The 21398-nt window shown below is 33.2% G+C and carries 21 protein-coding genes and 1 pseudogene; 8 read left to right on the forward strand and 14 right to left on the reverse strand.

Going from position 1 to position 21398, the window contains the following annotated elements; all coding sequences use genetic code 11:
* Positions 1-16: 16 nt before the first annotated feature.
* Positions 17-2413, forward strand: coding sequence for a glycoside hydrolase family 95 protein (locus tag BUC29_RS09240; RefSeq protein WP_073415536.1), 2397 nt, complete (start codon positions 17-19; stop codon positions 2411-2413).
* A gap of 226 nt (positions 2414-2639) precedes the next feature.
* Here the strand turns inward: BUC29_RS09240 and BUC29_RS09245 are convergent, their stop codons facing one another.
* Positions 2640-3185 (reverse strand): CvpA family protein, encoded by a 546-nt coding sequence (locus BUC29_RS09245; RefSeq protein WP_073415538.1) that lies wholly within the window; start codon positions 3183-3185, stop codon positions 2640-2642.
* Between the two features lie 373 nt (positions 3186-3558).
* Between BUC29_RS09245 and BUC29_RS09250 the strand changes: the two genes are divergently transcribed.
* The 3 genes from BUC29_RS09250 (at position 3559) to BUC29_RS09260 (ending at position 5556) form a co-directional block, all read left to right on the forward strand.
* Positions 3559-3915, forward strand: a complete 357-nt coding sequence (locus BUC29_RS09250) for a hypothetical protein (protein ID WP_073415540.1) — start codon at positions 3559-3561, stop codon at positions 3913-3915.
* A gap of 122 nt (positions 3916-4037) precedes the next feature.
* Positions 4038-5057, forward strand: a complete 1020-nt coding sequence (gene pheS, locus BUC29_RS09255) for a phenylalanine--tRNA ligase subunit alpha (RefSeq protein WP_073415542.1) — start codon at positions 4038-4040, stop codon at positions 5055-5057.
* A 91-nt stretch (positions 5058-5148) separates the two neighbouring features.
* Complete coding sequence (locus BUC29_RS09260; protein ID WP_073415544.1) at positions 5149-5556, forward strand: hypothetical protein; 408 nt, start codon at positions 5149-5151, stop codon at positions 5554-5556.
* A 152-nt stretch (positions 5557-5708) separates the two neighbouring features.
* Here the strand turns inward: BUC29_RS09260 and BUC29_RS09265 are convergent, their stop codons facing one another.
* The 3 genes from BUC29_RS09265 to BUC29_RS09275 all read right to left on the reverse strand — a co-directional run bounded on the left by BUC29_RS09265 (position 5709) and on the right by BUC29_RS09275 (position 9162).
* Positions 5709-6704, reverse strand: a complete 996-nt coding sequence (locus tag BUC29_RS09265; protein ID WP_073415546.1) for an NAD(P)H-dependent glycerol-3-phosphate dehydrogenase — start codon at positions 6702-6704, stop codon at positions 5709-5711.
* A 348-nt stretch (positions 6705-7052) separates the two neighbouring features.
* Entirely contained in the window at positions 7053-8210 is a 1158-nt protein-coding gene (locus BUC29_RS09270; RefSeq protein ID WP_073415549.1) for an iron-containing alcohol dehydrogenase, read from the reverse strand.
* Positions 8211-8400: 190 nt separating this feature from the next.
* A complete protein-coding gene (locus BUC29_RS09275; RefSeq protein WP_073415552.1) occupies positions 8401-9162 on the reverse strand; it encodes a type 1 glutamine amidotransferase domain-containing protein in 762 nt (253 codons plus the stop codon).
* Positions 9163-9248: 86 nt separating this feature from the next.
* Between BUC29_RS09275 and BUC29_RS09280 the strand changes: the two genes are divergently transcribed.
* The 3 genes and pseudogenes from BUC29_RS09280 to BUC29_RS09290 all read left to right on the forward strand — a co-directional run.
* Entirely contained in the window at positions 9249-10154 is a 906-nt protein-coding gene (locus BUC29_RS09280; RefSeq protein ID WP_073415554.1) for a LysR family transcriptional regulator, read from the forward strand.
* A gap of 97 nt (positions 10155-10251) precedes the next feature.
* Entirely contained in the window at positions 10252-10608 is a 357-nt protein-coding gene (locus tag BUC29_RS09285; protein ID WP_073415556.1) for a PKD domain-containing protein, read from the forward strand.
* A 6-nt stretch (positions 10609-10614) separates the two neighbouring features.
* A pseudogene (locus BUC29_RS09290) lies at positions 10615-10899 on the forward strand (nicotinate phosphoribosyltransferase); the annotation flags it as partial.
* Between the two features lie 93 nt (positions 10900-10992).
* On the opposite strand, the gene nadD reads toward BUC29_RS09290, so the two are convergent.
* The 4 genes from nadD to BUC29_RS09310 form a co-directional block, all read right to left on the reverse strand.
* Positions 10993-11574 (reverse strand): nicotinate (nicotinamide) nucleotide adenylyltransferase, encoded by a 582-nt coding sequence (gene nadD / locus BUC29_RS09295; protein ID WP_073415558.1) that lies wholly within the window; start codon positions 11572-11574, stop codon positions 10993-10995.
* 111 nt (positions 11575-11685) lie between these two features.
* Positions 11686-12258, reverse strand: coding sequence for a guanylate kinase (gene gmk, locus BUC29_RS09300; protein ID WP_073415560.1), 573 nt, complete (start codon positions 12256-12258; stop codon positions 11686-11688).
* Between the two features lie 90 nt (positions 12259-12348).
* Entirely contained in the window at positions 12349-13209 is an 861-nt protein-coding gene (locus BUC29_RS09305) for a YicC/YloC family endoribonuclease (RefSeq protein WP_073415562.1), read from the reverse strand.
* Between the two features lie 103 nt (positions 13210-13312).
* On the reverse strand, positions 13313-13660 hold the full coding sequence (locus BUC29_RS09310) for an arsenate reductase family protein (RefSeq protein ID WP_073415564.1): 348 nt from the start codon (positions 13658-13660) through the stop codon (positions 13313-13315).
* Between the two features lie 78 nt (positions 13661-13738).
* Here BUC29_RS09310 and BUC29_RS09315 point away from each other — a divergent pair, with 78 nt between their 5' ends.
* Positions 13739-14194 (forward strand): DinB family protein, encoded by a 456-nt coding sequence (locus BUC29_RS09315; protein ID WP_073415566.1) that lies wholly within the window; start codon positions 13739-13741, stop codon positions 14192-14194.
* Positions 14195-14228: 34 nt separating this feature from the next.
* Here BUC29_RS09315 and BUC29_RS09320 read toward each other — a convergent pair whose 3' ends face one another.
* From BUC29_RS09320 to BUC29_RS09345, 6 genes are all read right to left on the reverse strand, one after another.
* Entirely contained in the window at positions 14229-14720 is a 492-nt protein-coding gene (locus tag BUC29_RS09320) for a septal ring lytic transglycosylase RlpA family protein (protein ID WP_073415568.1), read from the reverse strand.
* 83 nt (positions 14721-14803) lie between these two features.
* Complete coding sequence (locus BUC29_RS09325) at positions 14804-15226, reverse strand: hypothetical protein (RefSeq protein WP_073416004.1); 423 nt, start codon at positions 15224-15226, stop codon at positions 14804-14806.
* A 107-nt stretch (positions 15227-15333) separates the two neighbouring features.
* A complete protein-coding gene (locus tag BUC29_RS09330; protein WP_073415570.1) occupies positions 15334-18165 on the reverse strand; it encodes a TonB-dependent receptor in 2832 nt (943 codons plus the stop codon).
* 318 nt (positions 18166-18483) lie between these two features.
* Positions 18484-20127, reverse strand: a complete 1644-nt coding sequence (pgi, locus tag BUC29_RS09335) for a glucose-6-phosphate isomerase (protein ID WP_073415573.1) — start codon at positions 20125-20127, stop codon at positions 18484-18486.
* 120 nt (positions 20128-20247) lie between these two features.
* Positions 20248-20733, reverse strand: a complete 486-nt coding sequence (locus BUC29_RS09340) for a lipocalin-like domain-containing protein (RefSeq protein ID WP_073415575.1) — start codon at positions 20731-20733, stop codon at positions 20248-20250.
* A 12-nt stretch (positions 20734-20745) separates the two neighbouring features.
* Positions 20746-21306: a short chain dehydrogenase gene (locus tag BUC29_RS09345; RefSeq protein WP_073416006.1), complete on the reverse strand. Its 561-nt coding sequence runs from the start codon at positions 21304-21306 to the stop codon at positions 20746-20748.
* Positions 21307-21398: the final 92 nt, after the last annotated feature.

Raw genomic sequence — 21398 nt, forward strand, 5'->3', positions numbered from 1 at the left:
TAAGAAAAACCAAAACATGATTAAAAAAACATTTCTCCTCTTACTTCTCACATTTTACTATACAAACATTTCGGCGCAATCCAAAAATATTTTATGGTACGATAAACCAGCCGAATTCTTTGAAGAAACCTTAGTTTTAGGAAACGGAAAAATGGGTGCAACGGTTTTTGGAGGTGCAAATGCAGATAAAATTTATTTAAATGATATTACGCTTTGGTCGGGCGAACCCGTAAATGCTAATATGAGTCCGGAAGTTTACAAAAACATTCCGGCCATTCGTGAAGCATTACAAAACGAAAACTACAAACTGGCAGAAGAACTCAATAAAAAAGTTCAGGGTAAAAATTCTGAATCTTATGCGCCTTTAGGAACATTAGAAATCAATAATTCAGAAAAGGGAAAAGCAGTAAATTATCGTCGTGAACTAGATCTTTCGAATGCGATTTCAAAAGTAAGTTACGAAATGGCTGGCATAAAATATACCCGTGAATATTTCGTATCGGCTCCGGATAAAGTTATGATTATCAAATTGACAGCCGATCAAAAAGGAGCTTTGAATTTTGATATTAATTTGAAAAGCCTTTTAAAATCAAATGTTGAAGTACGAAACAATATTTTAGTAATGACAGGTTCTGCGCCAATTCACGAAAATGCAGGATATAATGTTATTCCAAAATATCTGAATTTAAAAGAAAGAGGAACAAGATTTACAGGTTTAGTTCAAATCAAAAAAACAGATGGAAAGATCACGAGTTCAAGAGAATCGTTGACTTTAACAGATGCAACCGAAGCGATTATTTTTGTTTCTGTTGCAACAAGTTTTAATGGTTTTGATAAAAACCCAGCATCAGAAGGTTTAGATGACGTTTCAATTGCTTTGCAAAATTTGAATAATGCTTACGCAAAACCATTCGACAAGTTAAAAGAATCTCACATTGCCGATTATCAAAAATTCTTTGATCGTGTCAATTTAGATTTAGGAAAAACAACGGCACCAGATCTACCAACAGACGAACGTTTATTACGTTATGCTGAGGGAAAAGAGGATAAAAATCTCGAAATTCTATATTTCAATTTCGGACGATATTTATTAATAAGTTCTTCGAGAACTTTAGGCGTTCCAGCCAATTTGCAAGGACTTTGGAATCCGTATGTGAATCCGCCCTGGAGTAGTAATTATACAATGAATATCAATGTAGAAGAAAATTACTGGCTCGCAGAAAATACCAATCTTTCTGAAATGCATTCTTCGCTTTTGAGTTTCATTAAAAACCTTTCAGTAACAGGAAAAGTAACGGCTAAAACTTTTTACGGAGTAGATAAAGGCTGGGCGGCGGCACACAATTCTGATATTTGGGCAATGACTAATCCGGTTGGACAGTTTGGAAAAGAAGATCCAATGTGGGCTTGCTGGCCAATGGCAGAAGCTTGGCTGAGCACACATATTTGGGAACATTATACTTTTACTCAGGATAAGGATTATTTGAAAAAAGAAGGTTATCCGTTAATGAAAGGCGCGGCCGAATTTTGTCTAGGCTGGTTGGTTACCGATAAAAACGGAAATTTAATTACTTCGCCATCTACTTCGCCAGAAAATCAATATAAATTGACTGACGGATTTGTAGGCGCAACATTATATGGCGGAACTGCTGATTTGGCTATGATTCGCGAATGTTTTGACAAAACGATAAAAGCTTCAAAAGCATTAAATACAGATGCTGATTTCAGAAATAAATTAGAAACAGCACTTTCAAAACTGCATCCATATCAAATTGGTAAAAAAGGAAATTTGCAGGAATGGTATTTTGATTGGGAAGATAACGATCCTAAACATCGTCATCAATCACACTTATTCGGACTTTTCCCGGGCGATCATATTACACCTTTAAAAACTCCTGATTTAGCGGAAGCTTCTAAGAAAACATTAGAAATAAAAGGCGACGAAACCACAGGCTGGTCAAAAGGATGGAGAATCAATCTTTGGGCAAGACTTTGGGACGGAAATCGCGCTTATAAAATGTATCGTGAATTATTACGTTACGTAGATCCGGACGGAAAGAAAACAGAAAAACCAAGAAGAGGCGGAGGAACGTATCCGAATTTATTCGATGCTCATCCACCATTTCAAATTGATGGTAATTTTGGAGGTGCAGCTGCCGTTGCCGAAATGTTAGTTCAATCTGATGAAAATGAAATCCGATTACTTCCTGCTTTACCAGATGCCTGGGCAGAAGGTTCTGTAAAAGGAATTTGTGCAAGAGGAGGATTTGAAATTGAAATGAATTGGAATAATAAAAATATAACACAGGCTGTAATCTCTTCTAAAACAGGAGGAAAAACAACTTTAGTTTTTGGTGATTATAGAAAAGAGATAATTTTGAAGAAAGGAGATAGTATAGAAATCAATTGGTAAATATAAAGCCTAATTGATAGTTAAATTTTAGAAATGAATTGCGTCCAGCTTTAGCTGGATGAAAAAAAGAATAATGAAAAGGGCTTTAGCCAAACAATTGCTGTTTGGCTAAAGCCCTTTCCTATTAGCTCAAATATATCCTCCAGCTAAAGCTAGGAGGCAATTAAAAAAACAGACCCGACAGGTTTCAAAAGCCTGTCGGGTTTAATTCTAAACGATCGAGCTATTATTTCTCTGTCTGTTCTTTTTCTTCTTTTGGTTTCTCAGAATGCTCCTTTTTAAACGTCTCGTACCATTTTTCAATCGATGGATAAACAAAAGCAGCAACTTTTTTTACCGGATTATAAAAAATATAATGGTCTAAAGTTTCTTTTTTAGCGAATGTATTATTGAAATTGATTTTTTCGAATAAAGCGATAAAAATACTCAAAATGAGAATGGTTTTTAAAACCCTGAAAAAACCTCCACCTAATTTATTCATCCAGCCGAGCATTGCAAAATCGGCAATTCCCGTTAAAATTTTGGCTAAAAAATAAACGCCAATCACGACCAGAATAAAAGTTAAGATAAAAGCTGTAATTTGAATATTGGTTGGATTCCAGGAAACGTGTTTTGAAATCATTCCGGTCATTAAAGATGAAAATTTAATAGCAAGATAAATTCCTAATAACAGGGAAATAAAAGAAGCAACTTCTACAAAAAGGCCGTTTTTAATTCCTTTATACAAACTATATCCTAAAAGTGCCGCAACGATAATATCAAAAAAACTCATGATTGGGTTTGGTGTTTTATGAGGCGCAAAGATATATCTTTTTTTAGGTTCAAAGGCTCATAGTGACAAAGGTTCATAGGTTTAAAAAATGAGATAAATTTAAACACATAGAAACATAGTTTTAAAATATCATACTAAGTCGTTTCACTTGCATAAATACACATAGATCTATGTGTTAAAGCTTGCTTTTTCAGCACTCTTATTCAAGATTACAAAATCTATGTGTCTATGTGTTTAAATTTTTTAGGCACATTGAGTTTGAACTCTGTATCTTTGCAAATCAAAATTTAGAGTTAAGATTGCATTCTGCCCCCTCAGAATTGATTTTTTACATAAGCAATCTATAAATCAAAAATCAAAAATCATAAATTAAATGTCTAGAGATATACAACTAAAAGAGCGCTGGGAAAAGCTCGTCGATATACTTTCAAATCAATTTTCGCAGGGCGAAGACTTAGATTTGGATGCCATAATTTACCTTATTGGAGTTCAGGAACTCGGAAAAATACATCGTCAATTTAAGAAAGACGAAAAATTAAATCTAATGCATATTGCCATTTGCAGATTGTTAGAACCTTATGGTTATTACGAATTTGATTTTTTTGATAGCGAAGGATGGCCGCATTATAAAATAAAAGAGCAATTGCCAGCGTTAAAAGCGGGTGAACAATCGGTTTTGATGAAAGAAGCAATTGTAAATTATTTTTTAGAAAGAAAATTAATCGAGTAGTTTTTAGTTTATAGTTTCAGTCTCGGTTTCCAGTCATTGTACTGAAAACTGAAAACTGAGAACTCGACTGTATACTTTTCAACTAAAAACACTAAATTTGTACTCTCAATTATCGAAGGAAAATGATAGATAAGATAAAACAGCACATAGAGGAAGCTAAAGCCTTTAATGAGAAAAATAAAGAATCGTTAGAACAATTCCGTATTAAATATTTAGGAAGTAAAGGTTTGCTGAAAGAACTTTTTACTGAATTTAAAAATATTCCAAACGACCAGAAAAAAGATTTCGGACAAGTAATCAATACTTTAAAAGCAGTTGCTGAAGAAAAAGTAAGAGTTATTCAGGAAGAGCTTGAAAGCAAAGAAGAAACAAAAGGAATTTTTGGAGATTTGACGCGTGCCGCAGAACCGGTTCTTATTGGTTCACGTCACCCGATTTCAATTGTTAAAAATCAAATCATCGATATTTTTGCCAATATTGGATTCAACGTTTCTGAAGGTCCGGAAATCGAAGACGACTGGCATAATTTTACAGCATTGAACTTGCCAGAATACCATCCGGCACGTGATATGCAGGATACATTTTTTATCCAGACCAATCCAGATGTTTTATTGCGTACGCATACATCATCTGTTCAGGTACGTTATATGGAAAATCATAAACCGCCAATTCGTACGATTTCTCCGGGACGTGTTTTCCGTAACGAAGCGATTTCATCTCGTTCGCACTGTATTTTCCATCAAGTGGAAGGATTGTACATTGATAAAGATGTTTCTTTTGCCGATTTAAAACAAACATTACTTTACTTCACAAAAGAAATGTTTGGAAAATCTAAGATTCGTCTTCGTCCGTCATATTTTCCATTTACAGAACCAAGTGCCGAAATTGATATTTATTGGGGACTAAAAACCGAAACCGATTACAGAATTACAAAAGGTACTGGCTGGTTGGAAATTGGAGGCTGTGGAATGGTAGATCCAAACGTTTTGAAAAACTGTGATATCAATCCAGATGAATACAACGGTTTTGCTTTTGGAATGGGAGTAGAGCGTATTGCGATGCTTTTATACCAAATTGGAGATATTCGTATGTTTTATGAAAACGATGTTCGTTTCTTAGAGCAGTTTAGAGCAAGTATATAATTTAAGTCATAAAGTTGTAAAGTCGAAAGTCAAAAGTCTCAGAGTGATGGTTTTTGACTTTCGACTTTCGACTTTAAAACTTTTGACTAATATGAAAAAAGATATAGTAATTCCGGAAGTTGAAAACGTGTTTCTTGCCGCAGTGCAGGAATGGAGCGACGATTTTATGGAAAAAGTGTGGTACGCTTATTTAGTTAACGATAGTGATTTTAACTTAGACAGCGTTATGGTGGTTTCAAAAGCGTTTGGAACTATTGATGGCGAAATGAAAAAAACTTCAATCCTGCGTCATGCTTTTGTTGAGGTTCCTTCAGTTTCTGTTGTAAAGATAGAATTGATAGAAAAGAGCCTTTTGGTACTTAATAATGAGTTCATGGTAACTTTCTTCATCGGAAATACTTTGTACGATAAGAAGTTCATTTTTAAAGCCAATTCGCTTGACGAAAACAAAACGGAAGAAGTGCCGATTTTGTTTGTTGAAGGGATTATGGTGAAGTAGAGAATAAAGAATAAAGAGTATAGAAAATAGACTTTGGAAAAATAGGTAAATGAAAAGAGTCAAGACGAAATTTAAATTAGTCTTGACTCTTTTTTTTATTCTTAAAGTAGAAATCTATTTTCTTTATTCTATTTTCTATCCTCTAAAAAAGACTAATCCAAAGACTCAGTCAATTTCCTGAAAACCGTTTTGGCGTCTTTTCCTTCGTATAGAACGGCATAAACAGCATTGATAATTGGTGTTTTTGCTCCGTAGCCCTGATTTAGTTTGTAGGCACTTTTTGTTGCGTAATAACCTTCGGCAACCATGCTCATTTCCATCATAGCACTTTTTACTGTATAACCTTTTCCAATCATATTTCCGAACATTCTGTTTCTGGAGAAAACCGAATATCCTGTAACCAATAAATCTCCTAAATAAGCAGAATCATTAATGTTACGTTTCATTTTGTGTACTTTACGAATGAATTTTTTCATTTCGCGAATAGCATTACTCATTAAAACCGACTGGAAATTATCGCCATAACCTAAACCATGGGCAATTCCGGCTGCGATTGAATAAATATTTTTTAACATCGCCGCGTATTCTGTACCAATAATATCGTCTGAAATTTTCGCTTTAATGTAATTTCCTGATAGCGATTTAGCAACCGTGCAGGCTTTTTCAGGATCTCCGCAGGCAATTGTTAAATACGAAAGTCTCTCAAGAGCAACTTCCTCGGCGTGGCAGGGACCTGTAATAACTCCGATATTGTAATATGGAATGTCATATTGAATGTGAAAGTGTTCGCCGACAATTAAACTTGTTTCAGGAACGATTCCTTTAATGGCTGAAAAAATAATTTTATCAGATAGAGAAACCGTCATGTTTTTTAATTCGGCATCTAAGAAGGCTGACGGAATCGCGAAAATAATATAATCTGCGTATTCAATCGCTTCGTTTATATTGCTTGTCAATTTAAGTTTGTTAATGTCAAATTCAACTGAACTTAAATAGTTTGGGTTGTGTTTGTATTTCTGAATATGTTCGATTGCAGATTCATTACGCATATACCACGCAATTTCTGAAAGATTAACGCATAACATTTTTGCAATTGCCGTTGCCCAGCTTCCTCCTCCAATTACTGCAAATTTTAATTTTTCGCTCATTATTTTATTAATTTGAAACAAAAGTACTTAATAATGTAATAATAACATAAAATCTAATTTAAGAAATTTGCAGAAGTCCTTTAATTGCTGTGGTTTTCAGTATGTTTCAGAATAATAAAAATATTTTTACTGCCTGTCACAATAAAATTTAATTCCTTGCGTTATAAGTGTTTAGAAATTAGAATTTTAATGAATTTATCAAAATTTGAGTTAGTTAGTTTTGTTTTAGTATTTTAAAAAGGCGTTCCTAAACTTGTTAAGAACGCCTTTTTTATTAAATTTCAATAAAAAAATCCAAATTCCTTAGATTATAGGAATTTGGATTTTTTAAAATTTAGAACTTATATTTTAGTAACTAAGCTCAACAATAGATTTTACTTTATCCAAAGTTACCAATTGGTTTTCGCCTAAACCTTTCCAGCCTCTTTCGCCAAAACGATTTACGATAAAATCTGCCGTATCGCTGTAGCTTTCTGTGTATTGAGAAAGTTTTGTGTCCATTCCCATTGTATGGAAATATTCCACAGTTTTATTAATAGCTTCTTTGGCTACTTCTTCATCAGAACCAGTAAGGTTAAAAATACGTCTTCCGTATTGTGCCAGTTTTCCCTTTTTAGTTTCAAACATTACTTTATATAAACTCGGGCCAATAATTGCCAAAGTTCTCGCATGATCGATTCCGTAAAGTGCCGTTAATTCGTGGCCAATCATGTGTGTTGCCCAGTCGCTTGGAACACCTTTTTGGATTAATCCGTTTAATGCCATTGTACAGCTCCACATAAAGTTTGAAGCCAATGCATAATCTGTTGGGTTTTCAACTACTTTTGGACCAACTTCAATTAAAGTCTGCAAAATTCCTTCGGCAATTCTGTCTTGAAGATAGCCTTCGTGCGGATAGGTTAAATATTGTTCCATAACGTGTGTAAATGCATCGACAACACCGTTTTGAATTTGTCTTTTTGGTAAAGATTCAATAACTGTAGGATCGCAAATAGAAAATTTTGGAAATAATGCGCTTCCGCCAAAAGCAAGTTTTTCCTGAGTAGATGCGATTGTAACTACAGAACCGGAATTCATTTCGCTTCCCGTTGCCGGAAGGGTTAAAACAGTTCCGAAAGGCACCGCATTTTCCTTAATCAGAATTCGTTTTTGTAAAATATCAATAGGATTTCCTTCAAAATTAACGGCTGCCGAAATAAATTTTACACCATCAATTACAGATCCTCCTCCAACAGCAAGTATGAAATTGATTTTTTCTGCTTTGATAACTTCTACAGCTTTCATTAGAGTTTCAAAATGAGGATTTGGCTCAATTCCGCCAAATTCTACAATATCAAAACCTTTTAAATTTGCAATTACCTGATCGTAAACACCATTTTTAAAAATACTTCCGCCGCCATAAGCCAAAAGGATTTTAGCATCTTTTGGAACTAAAGTCGAAAGTTTTTCAATTTGTCCTTTTCCGAAGATTAAATTCGTCGGATTGTATAATTCAAAGTTTAGCATTTTTTTTAAGGTTCTAGGATGCTAAGATGCTATGGTTCTAAGTTTTTTCTTTGAACTTTTCTGCAGCCCAGCATTGTTGTTTATTTATTTTTTATTAATTTTTTGAGCAAGGGATTGAATTTTTAAGCAATAAGGAGAACCTTAGTTCCGATTGCTATCGGAATAGCATCTCAGTCCCTTAGCCCTTTATTTATTTTAACTGATCTAATAGTTTCCCTGCGACTAATTTAGACGATGCCGGGTTTTGACCCGTAATTAAAAGTCCATCGGCAACAGCATAAGGCTGCCAGTTTTCTCCTTTAGAAAAGATTGCTCCGTTTGATGCCAGTGCGTCTTCTAATAAAAACGGAACAACTTTAGTTAAACCAACAGCTTCTTCTTCGGCATTTGTAAATCCGGTAACTTTTTTACCTTTTACCAAATATTCGCCTTTTACTTTTACGTTTTTCAAAACTGCCGGAGCGTGGCATACAAAAGCTACAGGTTTGTTATGTGTATAAAAAGATTCGATTAATGCAATTGAACTTCTGTCTTCAACTAAATCCCAAAGCGGACCATGACCTCCAGGATAAAAAACAGCATCATAATCTTTTTGATTTATAGTTGATAGTTTCAGTGTATTTTTTAATTTTTCCTGTAAAACTTTATCAGCATCAAAACGTTTTGTGTCTTCTGTAGCTGATGCCGGATCGGCACTTTTTGGATCAATTGGCGGCTGCCCTCCAAGTGGAGATGCAATCGTAATTTCGACTCCCTGATCTAATAATTCATAATAAGGTGCAGCAAATTCTTCAGACCAAAATCCGGTTTTTTCTCCAGTGTTGCCCAGCTTATCGTTGCTGGTTACAACAAATAATACTTTTTTCATACCTTTTTTATTTGATTTTTGTGCTACTGCAGAAATATTTACAGAAGCAAATGCAATTATTGCGAATAGTGCTATTTTTTTCATGAGTTTAAAATTTTTAACAAATTTACGCGGAAAGTGATATCAGTAAAAATAAAATAAACTATGTTTGTTATAAACAAATTTATATCATGGTAAATCTAGAATGGTACAGAACTTTTAAAGCAGTTTACAAAAACGGCAATTTTTCAGTTGCCGCAAAGGAATTATTTATGAGCCAGCCTGCGGTTAGTCAGCAGATTTCTATGCTCGAAGCTCATGTGGGGAATAAATTGTTTAATCGGAAATCAAAAGGTGTTGAGCCAACAGAATATGCTAAGTTACTCAATAATTTGATTATAGATGCGCTCGACAGACTCGAAAGTGTAGAAACAAGTTTTAGGGCTAAAGCAGAAGATGCCAATCGATTAATTTCTGTAGGGGTTTCAAAAAACCTTTTTGATTGTATTGGAAATCTTTTGATTTCAAAGTTTGATTTAATCGATTTTACTTTTGCAGAAAACGATGAACTTTTTGAATTAGTAAATTCTAAAAAACTCGATTTCGCCATTACGACAAAAAGGTTCGATACTTTTGATACTACTTATGAAATTGTTGGAAAAATTAAGCTGATAATGGTCGCACCAGCCAGTTTAGATATTACCGAATTCCGTCAAAGATTAAAGGCTGATAATTTTACCGAAATTGAACAATGGCTTAATACACAAAAATGGTACAGCCATGATGCAAGAATTCCGCATATAAAATTATTCTGGCTGCATGCATTCAATAAAAAAAGACCTTCAATGGTTCCTAATTACATTATTCCATCAGAATCTGAAATGCTTAGACTTTTATCTAAAAATACGGGTGTAGCAGTAACATGGAATTGTAATGCAAGAAATTATATCAAAGAAAACAAATTGCAGCTAGTTTGGAACAGTTTCCATGTTCCGGAAGAATTTGTGTATTTACTAGCGCCTAAAAACAATAATTTGAAATCATTTTTTGATATTATTGAAAAGGAACTGAAATTGTTTTTTGGAAATAGATTATAGTTTAGTTTAAAAATATATGAAAATTCTTTCTATTTTACTTTGACTTTATTTTTTAAAAGGATATTTTTGAGTGTATTAACCACTAAAATTTCCGATTATGAGAAAGATTACGGCTGTTTTAATGTTTTCCCTTGTGTTTTTTGTAATTAATTCCTGCAGCAAACATGACGATGAAGAAATAGTAGATTGTTTTGGAGATTCAATTTTTATCAAATTGACCCATTCTGTTGACGCATCGGATTCTAAGAAAATTAATTATTCTATAGAATATACTGGTTCAAGAACATTGAGTTCAGTAAAATGGACTTTTGGAGACGGAAGTACAGGTACAGGAACAAGTATTTCGCATACTTATGCCGCCGCTGGAACTTTTGAGGTTAAGGCAGATGTTACTACAAAAAACGGAAATGCAGAATGTACCAGTAGTCCTAAGAAAAGTATAACTGTGAATTAACTAGAAGATACTTTCGGATTTGCGATGAAAGCAACTTACGGAGAAGTAAACGGAGAGGGAAGAGCCATCTTCAAAGATCCAATTACAGATGACGGAACTAAAAAATCGGCTAAAGGATTAATGAAAATAGATTTAATCGACGGTAAGTATCACTTAACTGATAATGTTTCTTGGGAGGAAGAAAAACAAGGTGAATTGAAAGAAGTTTTTAGAGATGGAAAACTTTTAGTTGATCAATCACTGAACGAAATCAGAACGAGAATAAAAAGTGAAGTAAGCATAGAAGCTTAATTATAGCAAAAAGCCTGAGTTTTAAATTCAGGCTTTTTTTATATAGTATTGTCATTTCGACGAAGGAGAAATGACAAGATTATACTTAATTCTTTATTTTTTATAAAAATTATTATGATCAATATATTCCCAAACTTTAGAAGGTAATAAGGGCTGAATATTTTTCCCTTCTTTTATGCTGTTCCGAATGAAAGTTGAAGAAATCTCTACAATTGGCGCATCAATAACATGAATTTTTGGATGCGATTTTAATTCGATATTTTCAGGTTCGTCTGAAATTCGCGGATAAACATAAATATTATGATTTTCAAGAATCACTTCATAATTTCTCCATTTGTGAAGCGTTTTCAAATTGTCTTCGCCCATAATTAAAGAAAATTCATGATTTGGATATTTCTCTTGTAAATGAGCGAGTGTAATCACTGTATAGCTTGGCTGAGGCAATTTAAATTCAATATCTGAAGGTTTTATTTTCGGATAATCTTCTGTGGCCAGAAAAACCATTTGAAGTCGTTGCTGATCGTCTAATAAAGTCGCTTTCTTTTTTAACGGATTATGTGGCGTAACAACCATCCAGATCTGATCTAAATCTGCAAACTCGGCCATGTGATTCGCAATAATCAAATGACCAACATGAATAGGATTATATGTTCCGAAGTAAAGACCTATTTTCATTTTTTATAGTTTCACAGAGAGTCGCTAAGATAGCACAAAGATTCGCAAAGTTTAGAATAATACTTTTGCGAATCCCGGTGTTTTTTCTTTGTGTATCTCTGTGGAATAAAATTATTTATTTACAAACTCCTTTACAAGTTGATAAGCTTCTTCTTTAGCAGTATCTAAATCGTAGTTTTTAATAATAGTATCAAATTGAGGAGCTGTTGCCAATTCTACCGAAGCTTTTGCAATTCGCATATTGATTTTATCATCGCTTTCTGTTGAACGTTGTTTTAAGCGTCGTTTTAGTTCGTCAACACTGGGCGGTTTTACAAAAACTGCTAAAGTCTGTTCCGGGAATTTGTGTTTAATACGAAGGCCGCCGGCAACATCAATATCGAAAATTACATTTTTTCCCATAGCCCAGATTCTTTCAATTTCGGCTTTTAAAGTTCCGTAGAAATTATCGCGGTAAACTTCTTCCCATTCCAGGAATTCTTCAGCTTTAATGTGTTTTTTGAATTGTTCAAGCGAAATAAAATAATAATCTTTTCCGTGAACTTCTTCTCCGCGTGGGTCACGTGAAGCTGCTGAGATCGAAAATTCTAAGTTTAAATCTTCTTTCCCTAATAAATGTTTTACTATAGTTGTTTTCCCTGATCCCGAAGGTGCTGAAAAAACAATTAATTTTCCTTTGTTCATTCTATATGCTTTAGGCTTTAGGCAGTAAGCCTTAAGCTTTAATTTGATTTGTTATTCAGCTTATAGCATATTGCTTATAGCTTACAGCTTTTAAAGTACATTCAAAACCTGTTCTTTAATCTTCTCCAATTCATCTTTCATCATCACGACTAATTTCTGCATTTGAGCGTGATTTGATTTTGAACCCATAGTGTTGATTTCACGACCCATTTCTTGTGTAATGAAACCTAATTTTCGTCCATTAGCTTCGCTTCCGCCTAAAGTTTCAATGAAATAATCTAAGTGATTTGTTAAACGAACTTTTTCTTCAGTAATATCTAATTTTTCAAGATAATAGATTAATTCTTGTTCAAAACGATTTTCATCAACATTAACCTGTAATTCTGAAATGGCAGTCTGGAGACGGTCTTTAATTGCCTGAACACGTTCCGGATCTAATGCCAGAGTATCATTCATTAACTGACGAATATTACTAATTCTTAGATTGAATTCTTTCTCAAGAGATTCGCCTTCGTCTTTCCTGAAATTTAAAATGTTTTGTAATGCTTCGTCAATAATACTCTGAATTTGTTCCCAGTCATTTTCATCAATTTCTTCACGTTCTGTTTTTAATGTATCAGGCATACGAACCGCCATTTTCATTAATTCAGTTTCATCAGCATCAGCATAAACTTCTCTCAATTGTGCTATGTAACTTTTTACAACGGGAACGTTTACTTTAGTTGAAGTTTGTTCTGCAGTACTTTCTACATAAATTGCAAAATCAATTTTTCCTCTTTCAAGTCTGGTCGAGATTTGAGTTCTTAAACCTAATTCCATTTCACGGTAAACGGATGGCATTCTTACGTTTAAATCCAAACCTTTGCTATTTAAGGATTTTACTTCAACGGTAATTTTTTTTGTAGGCAATTGCAAAGAAGCTTTGCCAAACCCTGTCATAGATTGTATCATATAATTGAGTATAAAGGCGCAAAGATAAATAAAACTTTCTGTATTCGATTGCAAAATAGTGTTCAGTCACAGTTTTCAGTCTTACAGAAAAAAAATTAAGATTTTAGCTTAAAGCGTTTATTACTTCGGCTACATTTTTTTGGCTGTTGCCGATGTAAATTTTGCCATCAATAATAAAAACCGGACGGCTTAAAAAAGTGTAATGTTCTAATATGTATTTTTTAAAATCTGCCTCAGTCAAAGATTTATCTTTTAGACCCATTGATTTGTACAATTGTGCTTTTTTGCTGAATAATGCTTCATAGCTTCCTGAAAGTTTATACATTTCTTCCAGTTCAGTTTCGGTAATTGGATCTTGTTTAATATCGTGAAAAACCAAATTGTTTTTCGGCAGACTTTTGATGATTTTGCGACAAGTATCGCATGAAGCTAGATAATATATTTTATTCATTTTTTTCAAATTTGTTAGAATGCAAAGAAAATCCATTTGAAGCTTAAAATTGTCTAATTTTAGAAAAAAAATAAAATTATGAGTTCAGTTTTTGAAACGCAGAAAACAATTAGAGAAATCCTGGTAAAAGTCTTGGATAATAATTCATTAGAACAATTAAACAAAATCCCAAGCGGATTTAAAAATAATTTAATTTGGAATGTGGCGCATTGTATAGCTTCACAGCAGATTTTGGTCTATAAATTATCAGGTTTGCCTTTACATGTTTCGGATGAATTTATTGGCAAATATTCAAAAGGGACAAAACCTGAAGCTGATGTTACTAAAGAGGAAGTTGATGAGATTAGAAATTTGCTTATAAGTACTTTACAGCAAACAGAAGATGATTTTAAAAACAATGTTTTTACTAATTATAATCAATACAAAACAAGCATGGGTTTTGATCTCACAAATGTTCAGGAAGCGCTTGACTTTGTGAGTTATCATGAAGGAATTCATTCCGGAATTATAATGAGTATTAAAAAGTTTATTTAAAAAAATCCAGTCTTGAATTCAAGACTGGATTTTTTTATTCTATAATTGTTTCAATTGTCACTTTCATAGCACCTGCACCTTTGTGCTTTGTGATTTCCATAAAAGCCCTTTTCGAAAGATCTATTTCACGGGTTTTTACAAATGGACCACGATCTGTAATTTTTACGATTACAAATTTTCCGTTAGCTTCGTTAGTTACTTTAACTCTTGTTCCAAAAGGAAGTTTTTTGTGTGCAGCAGTGTATTTATTGTTATTAAATCTACTGCCGTCAGCAGTTTTTTTACCATTAAAACGATCAGCATAGTAGGAGGCATGAGCGTTTTTTTTATATGTTTTCAATTTTAAACCTTTATCTGTAAATACTGAGTCGGTTGGTAGTGCAATAATAGTAGGTTTTGCATTTTTTACAGTATCCTGAATAACTTTGGGTTCAGTAGTAGGTTTGGTCTGGCTTACAACATAAGTAAAACAACTTATAAAAGCTGCTGTAAGTGTTGTGATTACAATGTTTTTTTTGTTTTTCATGGGTTATTTTTTTCAGACTTGGGGAGTTTGTACAAATAATATGCCATCATAAAAAAAGTCCTAAACTCTAGGACTTCATTCGTTTAGAACCATAGGCTCCAAGGTATTCTGCTTAAAATTAGGATTAATCCTAATCCATAATAAATTGCGAAGGTTTTAAATTTAGCTTCGCTGTTAATTAGTTTTTTATGTTTTGACCATCCGATAGTTATCAAAACTATAGCTATTAAATTGATTAGCGGATGCTCTAAAGATGTTAGTCTTAATGCTGCATTAGACATTTGACCGAAAGCATCTTTCCCTAATGGAGAAACAAAATAAAGTATTAATCCGATTAGTAATTGTGTATGAGTTCCGATTAATGCAAATAAAGATATTTTACGATCTTTTGCTGTAAATTCTTTTTTAGAAGTCAGGCCGATGATTGAATTGATTACTGCGAACAGTAAAAGCAACAATGCTAAATATGCCCATCCAGAGTGTAGTTGTTTTAGAAAAGGGTACATAAACTGTATTTTTTTGTTAAAAACAAATATAACAAAATTGGTCATAAAAAAACGGCATTGAGTTTAAAAGTCAATGCCGTTTATGATATTTATTTAGATTCTAAATATTAGAAATCGTAACGTAAACTAAAGTTCCAAGTTCTACCGAAACCGAAGAATACTTGGTTAGCATTAGCTACACCGTTGTATAATCTACCATTAGATGCATAAGTTCCTAAAGCAGGATTTGTTGAACTTACGTTGTCATCTGCAAAAATGTTAGTTCTTGATTCAGCAATGTAAATTTTATCAAATAAGTTATTGATGTTTAATCTGAAATTAACAGATTTATCTTTGTTTTTACCTGTTAACATTTTATAAGAGAAACCTGCATCAAATAAGCCATAAGAAGGTAGTTCTAATGCCCCTTTGTTAGTTGGGCTAGTAAAGTTAACCGGGCTTAATCCAGCATATAATTTGTCGTTATAGTTGTAGTTAGCATCAACAGTTACTCTTGTTAAAACTTCGTAAGAAGCTCCTAGAGAAGCTGTCATTTGAGCAGCATCACCAACTTTTACTTTATCCATATACACAGTCGCTGCAGTATATCCTGTTACAGGGGTGTTATCTGCTTGGTAGTATGCATTAACAGTTGCATTTCCTTTGTATTCCCAAATTCCATAAGAGAACATAGCATTAACTTTGAATTTATCAGTAATATTTGAATAACCTTCAAACTCAATTCCAGAGTGAACCTCGTTAAGTCCTGTAAATTCAGTATAAGTTGTGTTGGCTACAATTCCTCCACCTGCTGGAAGAGCATTACCTTTTAAGTATCTGTCATTCCAATTTGTATTGTAAACGTTTACAGTAGCATTAAAGAATCTAGAACGGAAACCATATCCAGCTTCAAATCCAATAATTTTCTCATTAGTAAGATTAGGGTTTACTGTAGATCTATTGTTTGGATAAACAGAGTTAAAGAACGGTTGTCTTGAGTAGTATCCAGCATTAACGTAAACATTATGTTTCTCGTTCAAATTGTAGTTAGCACCTCCTTTTACGTTTCCACCTAAGATGTTTTCGTAATCTGTAGAAGACAATGGATCAGTTGGTAAGTATACAAAGTTATCTTCTCTTTTAAATCCTTGTTGTGAGATTGCTCCTTGTACGAAAGCAGTTAAATCATTTTTAGAGTACTCTAATTGAGTAAATGCTCCATACCATCTAACTTTTCCAGTACTGTTAAATGAAACTTTTTCATAGCTTTTTTTGTCGAAAACATTCCATTGAACATCTGTAGGGTAAGTTGTTGTAATGTGTCTTCCAGCTGGTTTTTGACTAGCAACAAAGTTGTCAAAATATTCATCACCACCTAATAAATCATTTACTACTGTAAAGTGGTATCCTGTGTAAGTTCTAGCATCAAGACCAAAATCCAATGTTAATGTGCTAGATAATTTTTTGTTTAAGTTAATTACCGCACCATACCAGTCATGAGAGTTGATTGATGAAGTTTGAGAAATACCAGAAGTATTTATAGATGTATTTGCATTATAATCAGTATTTGCTCCACTAAAGTAAGAACTGTTTTGGAAAAGCCCACCAATTCTTTGTCTTGTTTGAGGTCCAGTAAGTCCGCCAATAGTAACAGTTTGGCCAGAGTTGTAAGCTACAATTTTATCGTAATTAATCGATCCGTCAGGATTTCTGAAAGCTAAAACGTCATTATATCCTTTTCCTTTAATACCACCAGTTGCACTAGCTCCCGCACCACGTCCCATAGAAGCATAAAGAACAGAAGAAAGTTTTGTAGTTTCGTTGATTTTGTAATCCCAGTTAAACGATGCGATAGGTTTGTGATAGTAGTTTTTTCTAATGTTATACTCTTCACCATTTAAATAACCTGTATCTGCATTATAACGAATGTTTGGTCTGTCAAGAGAACCATATTGTTGGTAAACAGCAATTGTAGAAGCTGTACTTCTTTGGTTGTGCCATTGTGGAGCACCAGTTACAGTTAATTGAAAATCGTGTTTATCATTTTTAGTAGAATACCCTAAAGCAATGAAGTAGTTAGAACCATCAAATGCAGTTCCATCAACATAACCATCTCCCATTGTATGAGATAATAATACAGAAGCAGAAAGACCGTTTTCTAATTTTCCTGTGTTGTAAGAACCTTGAACTTTGAAGTTTCTTCCATTTCCAAATCCAGAAGAGAAAGATCCTCCTTCTTTTTTGTCAGAAGATTTAGTAACAATGTTGATAGTACCTCCTACAGATGGAGTAGCCAATTTAGAAGAACCTAAACCTCTTTGAACCTGCATAGCAGATGTTACATCTGATAAACCAGCCCAGTTACTCCAGTAAACAGAACCATTTTCCATGTCGTTAACTGGCATACCGTTAATCATAACAGCAATGTTGTTTTGGTTAAATCCACGGATGTTAATTCTAGAATCTCCAAATCCACCCCCTGATTTAGTAACGTAAACAGATGGAGTGTTTCTTAAAATTTCAGGAAATTCTTGAGTACCAAGTTTTTCTTGAATCTCAGCTGCTTTAATTGTAGAAACAGCAACCGGAGTTTTTCTGTCTTTAGCGATATCGACTACTGTACTTTTAACAACAATTTCACTTAATTCGTTTGAGTTTGATGTCAAAACGATAGTTCCTAAGTTAGTAGTTGCACCATTTGAAACTGAAAATTTAACAGTTTGGTTTTCGTAACCTAAGTAAGAGATAACAATTTCTCCTACGCTTGTTGTTGAATTGAGGGTAAATTTACCATCAAAATCTGTTGAAGTTGCCGTAGAAGATCCTTTGATCTGTACGTTTGCTCCTGGTAATGAACCTGTACCATCGGTAATAGTACCAGTAACTTTTCCTTGAGAAAATACGGTTGAAACTATCATAAAAAATAGTCCAGTAAGTAACCAATTTTTCATTTTCTTCATTTGTTCTTTAAGTTTATTGTTTTTGGCAAAATTATAACAATTAAATCAGATAATGTTATCAAAATGTTAAGAAAAATCAGTTTTACACTTTGTGCTGCGTATTAAAATGAATTTGTTGATTTTATTTAACTAAAATCATGTTTTATTGAATTTAGATATTTGTATTTTGTTAAAATGATAATATTTTGCACAGTGTTGTAGCGCTAAACCTTCAATAATTCTTAAAAAAGGGGATTTTTGCTGCTGTTTTATACGAAAAAACGCCTTAATTTTTGTAAATCAAGGCGTTTCATATTTTAATGGAAATTTTCTCTATTCTTATTTATTTTTCAAAAAATGGTCTAATAAAAACGAAGTTGAACTGTCATGACTTTTAACCATTTTGGAATTTATTTCGTCTAAAATTGAATTCGCCAATTGCTTTCCTAATTCAACTCCCCATTGATCAAAACTGAAAATATTCCAGATAACTCCCTGAACAAAAATCTTATGCTCATATAATGCAATCAGCGAACCTAAAGATTTTGGCGTTAATTTTTGAATAAGGATTGTATTCGTTGGTTTGTTTCCTGTGAAAACCTTAAATGGTAACAAGTAAGAAGCTTTCTCTGCAGATAAACCTTGTTTGTCAAATTCAGCCTGAACTTGAGTTTCAGTTTTTCCGTTCATTAATGCTTCGGTTTGAGCGAAGAAATTTGACATTAATTTATCATGGTGATCTTCATTTCCGTAAAGTGGTTTTACGAATCCAACAAAATCTGTTGGAATCAATTTTGTTCCCTGATGAATTAATTGAAAAAAGGCGTGCTGAGAATTTGTTCCCGGCTCTCCCCAAATAATAGTTCCAGTTTGGTAGTTAACAGGTTTTCCGTCACGACCAACACTTTTTCCGTTACTTTCCATAAATGCCTGTTGCAAGTAAGGGGCTAATTTTGATAAATATTGTGTATACGGAATCAAAGCTTCACTTTCAGCTCCAAAGAAATTGTTATACCAAATGCTTAATAAAGCTAATATTACCGGAATGTTTTCATCAAATTCTGCTGATTTAAAATGCTCATCCATTTCGTTAGCACCCTTCAATAAATCATTATAATTATCAAAACCAATAGCCAGAGCGATGCTTAAACCAACGGCACTCCATAAAGAAAATCTTCCTCCAACCCAGTCCCACATTGGGAAAACATTTTCAGGATTAATTCCAAATTCTGTTACTTTTTGAATATTAGTTGAAACCGCCACGAAGTGTTTTGCAATATCTTCCTGTTTTGCCGATTTTAAAAACCATTCTTTAATAGTTTCAGAATTTGAAAGCGTTTCCTGAGTTGTAAAAGTTTTAGAAACAATAACAAAAAGTGTTGTTTCAGGATTTAATTTTTTAATAATTTCATTTACGTGGTCACCGTCAACATTCGAAACGAAATGTGTATTCAGGTGATTTTTGTAAAATTGTAAAGCTTCAACAGCCATAACCGGACCAAGGTCAGAACCACCAATTCCAATATTTACAATATCTGTAAAAGCTTTTCCTGTAAAACCTTTTCTTTCTCCAGAAATAACTTCCTGAGTAAAGTTTTTAATTTTATTTTTTACTTCATAAACTTCCGGAATCACATTTTCTCCGTCAACTTTAATCACTGCCGATTCCGGAGCGCGCAAAGCCGTATGTAAAACAGCTCTGTTTTCAGTTTGGTTAATTAATTCTCCTCCAAAATATTGAGCAATTGCATCTTTTAATCCAATTGAATTTGCCAGTTCTAGTAAAAGAGAAATAGTTTCCTGACTAATATTGTTTTTAGAATAATCTACTAAAAAGTCATTCCATTGTAAGTGAAATTTTTCAGCACGAGCACCATCTTGCTGAAATAATTCTTGTATCGTTGTTCCGTGAATAGCGTTAAAGTGATTTTGGAGATTTTTCCACGCTTCAGTCCCGGTTGGGTTTGTTGTGTTTAAAGCCATTTGTATTTTATTATTGAGATTGTTTTTTTTAGAAACACAAAAATACTCAAATAACTTTTAAAAGGCTCACGCTTCATGATTATATAACAATTAGTTGCGAAAACGTTTTATGAAACTACATCATAATTTTTTCCAAATTACTTCGGCCGTTGCCGATTTTCCACCTTGTGTTGTATTGGTTACGATGTATTTAAGTTCGTTGTTTTTGAAAATATAAGATCGTTTTTGCATTGTGTTTTCCCAATTCGGAAAAGACGCTGTTTTTATTTTAAAAGTAATAGTGTTGTTTGTTTCGTCAATTTCATATTCTCCAAAATGCGAATTACTTCCTTTTACAATCGCTGCATTTTCTTCAGGAGTACATTTATTTTTATCACCCCAAACAATTTTTGCTCTTTCGCTTTTGTAAATCTGAATGGCGTAATTTCCTTTTTCATCAAAAAACAAAAAGCCTTTGGGATTTACATCATAAGGAAGATTTTTTGTTCCGTCCTGATTTATGTTTTCTACCGAAACCAAAGTCCATGAACCTAAAAAATCGGATTTTTTTTGTGCGTTTACTGAATTTACTATCAAAAGTAAAATCATCACAATTGTGTTTTTCATCTTTAAATAAAATTAATAGTTTACTTTAATAATCTCTCCGTTTATAATTCCTTCAACACTTTTGTTGTAAGCGTTTATTAAATCCTGAATTGGAATGTCTGAAACTTTTGCCGGACTAATGGCATTTATTCTGATTCCTCTTTCTAATTCAAGTGAAGCGGCAAGAACAAAACTGTTGATGCCGCCATTTACAATTGCTTTGCTAATATTGTTTTTTACAGGTTTGTCGGCCATTTTTCCTGAAGTCAAGGTAAATGATCCGTTGTCGTTTAAATATTTCTGACCAATTAAAACCAAATTTATCTGTCCCAATAATTTATTTTCAATGCCAATATTTAATTTTTTTTCGTCAAGCGAAAGTAAATCTCCCGTATAACAATCTCCAGCAACACAAATACAGGCATCAATGTTTTTAATTTCTTCGAATAATTTTTCTATCGAATTTGAATCTGATAAATCGATTCTGAAGTTTCCACTGGTTCTTCCGGCCGAAATTATTTCATGATTTTTTGCCAGAGCCGGTTGTAGTATTTTGCCAATTTCTCCATTTGCCCCAATTAAAAGTATTTTCATTTTGTCCATTTTTAGTTTGTTATCTGAAACAAAATTAAAAAGTTAGCTTCCGCCGAAAATTGTACTTATTGGTACTAAAATTGTATTTTAGC

The organism is Flavobacterium defluvii (genome assembly GCF_900129555.1).
In the GTDB taxonomy this organism is placed as follows: Bacteria; Bacteroidota; Bacteroidia; order Flavobacteriales; family Flavobacteriaceae; genus Flavobacterium; species Flavobacterium defluvii.

Excerpts from the sequence above, each read along its gene's own strand:
- BUC29_RS09240 (WP_073415536.1), top strand. The coding sequence starts at position 17 with ATGATTAAAAAAACATTTCTCCTCTTACTTCTCACATTTTACTATACA.
- BUC29_RS09245 (WP_073415538.1), bottom strand. The coding sequence starts at position 3,185 with ATGAGTTTTTTTGATATTATCGTTGCGGCACTTTTAGGATATAGTTTG.
- BUC29_RS09250 (WP_073415540.1), top strand. The coding sequence starts at position 3,559 with ATGTCTAGAGATATACAACTAAAAGAGCGCTGGGAAAAGCTCGTCGAT.
- pheS (WP_073415542.1), top strand. The coding sequence starts at position 4,038 with ATGATAGATAAGATAAAACAGCACATAGAGGAAGCTAAAGCCTTTAAT.
- BUC29_RS09260 (WP_073415544.1), top strand. The coding sequence starts at position 5,149 with ATGAAAAAAGATATAGTAATTCCGGAAGTTGAAAACGTGTTTCTTGCC.
- BUC29_RS09265 (WP_073415546.1), bottom strand. The coding sequence starts at position 6,704 with ATGAGCGAAAAATTAAAATTTGCAGTAATTGGAGGAGGAAGCTGGGCA.
- BUC29_RS09270 (WP_073415549.1), bottom strand. The coding sequence starts at position 8,210 with ATGCTAAACTTTGAATTATACAATCCGACGAATTTAATCTTCGGAAAA.
- BUC29_RS09275 (WP_073415552.1), bottom strand. The coding sequence starts at position 9,162 with ATGAAAAAAATAGCACTATTCGCAATAATTGCATTTGCTTCTGTAAAT.
- BUC29_RS09280 (WP_073415554.1), top strand. The coding sequence starts at position 9,249 with ATGGTAAATCTAGAATGGTACAGAACTTTTAAAGCAGTTTACAAAAAC.
- BUC29_RS09285 (WP_073415556.1), top strand. The coding sequence starts at position 10,252 with ATGAGAAAGATTACGGCTGTTTTAATGTTTTCCCTTGTGTTTTTTGTA.
- nadD (WP_073415558.1), bottom strand. The coding sequence starts at position 11,574 with ATGAAAATAGGTCTTTACTTCGGAACATATAATCCTATTCATGTTGGT.
- gmk (WP_073415560.1), bottom strand. The coding sequence starts at position 12,258 with ATGAACAAAGGAAAATTAATTGTTTTTTCAGCACCTTCGGGATCAGGG.
- BUC29_RS09305 (WP_073415562.1), bottom strand. The coding sequence starts at position 13,209 with ATGATACAATCTATGACAGGGTTTGGCAAAGCTTCTTTGCAATTGCCT.
- BUC29_RS09310 (WP_073415564.1), bottom strand. The coding sequence starts at position 13,660 with ATGAATAAAATATATTATCTAGCTTCATGCGATACTTGTCGCAAAATC.
- BUC29_RS09315 (WP_073415566.1), top strand. The coding sequence starts at position 13,739 with ATGAGTTCAGTTTTTGAAACGCAGAAAACAATTAGAGAAATCCTGGTA.
- BUC29_RS09320 (WP_073415568.1), bottom strand. The coding sequence starts at position 14,720 with ATGAAAAACAAAAAAAACATTGTAATCACAACACTTACAGCAGCTTTT.
- BUC29_RS09325 (WP_073416004.1), bottom strand. The coding sequence starts at position 15,226 with ATGTACCCTTTTCTAAAACAACTACACTCTGGATGGGCATATTTAGCA.
- BUC29_RS09330 (WP_073415570.1), bottom strand. The coding sequence starts at position 18,165 with ATGAAGAAAATGAAAAATTGGTTACTTACTGGACTATTTTTTATGATA.
- pgi (WP_073415573.1), bottom strand. The coding sequence starts at position 20,127 with ATGGCTTTAAACACAACAAACCCAACCGGGACTGAAGCGTGGAAAAAT.
- BUC29_RS09340 (WP_073415575.1), bottom strand. The coding sequence starts at position 20,733 with ATGAAAAACACAATTGTGATGATTTTACTTTTGATAGTAAATTCAGTA.
- BUC29_RS09345 (WP_073416006.1), bottom strand. The coding sequence starts at position 21,306 with ATGAAAATACTTTTAATTGGGGCAAATGGAGAAATTGGCAAAATACTA.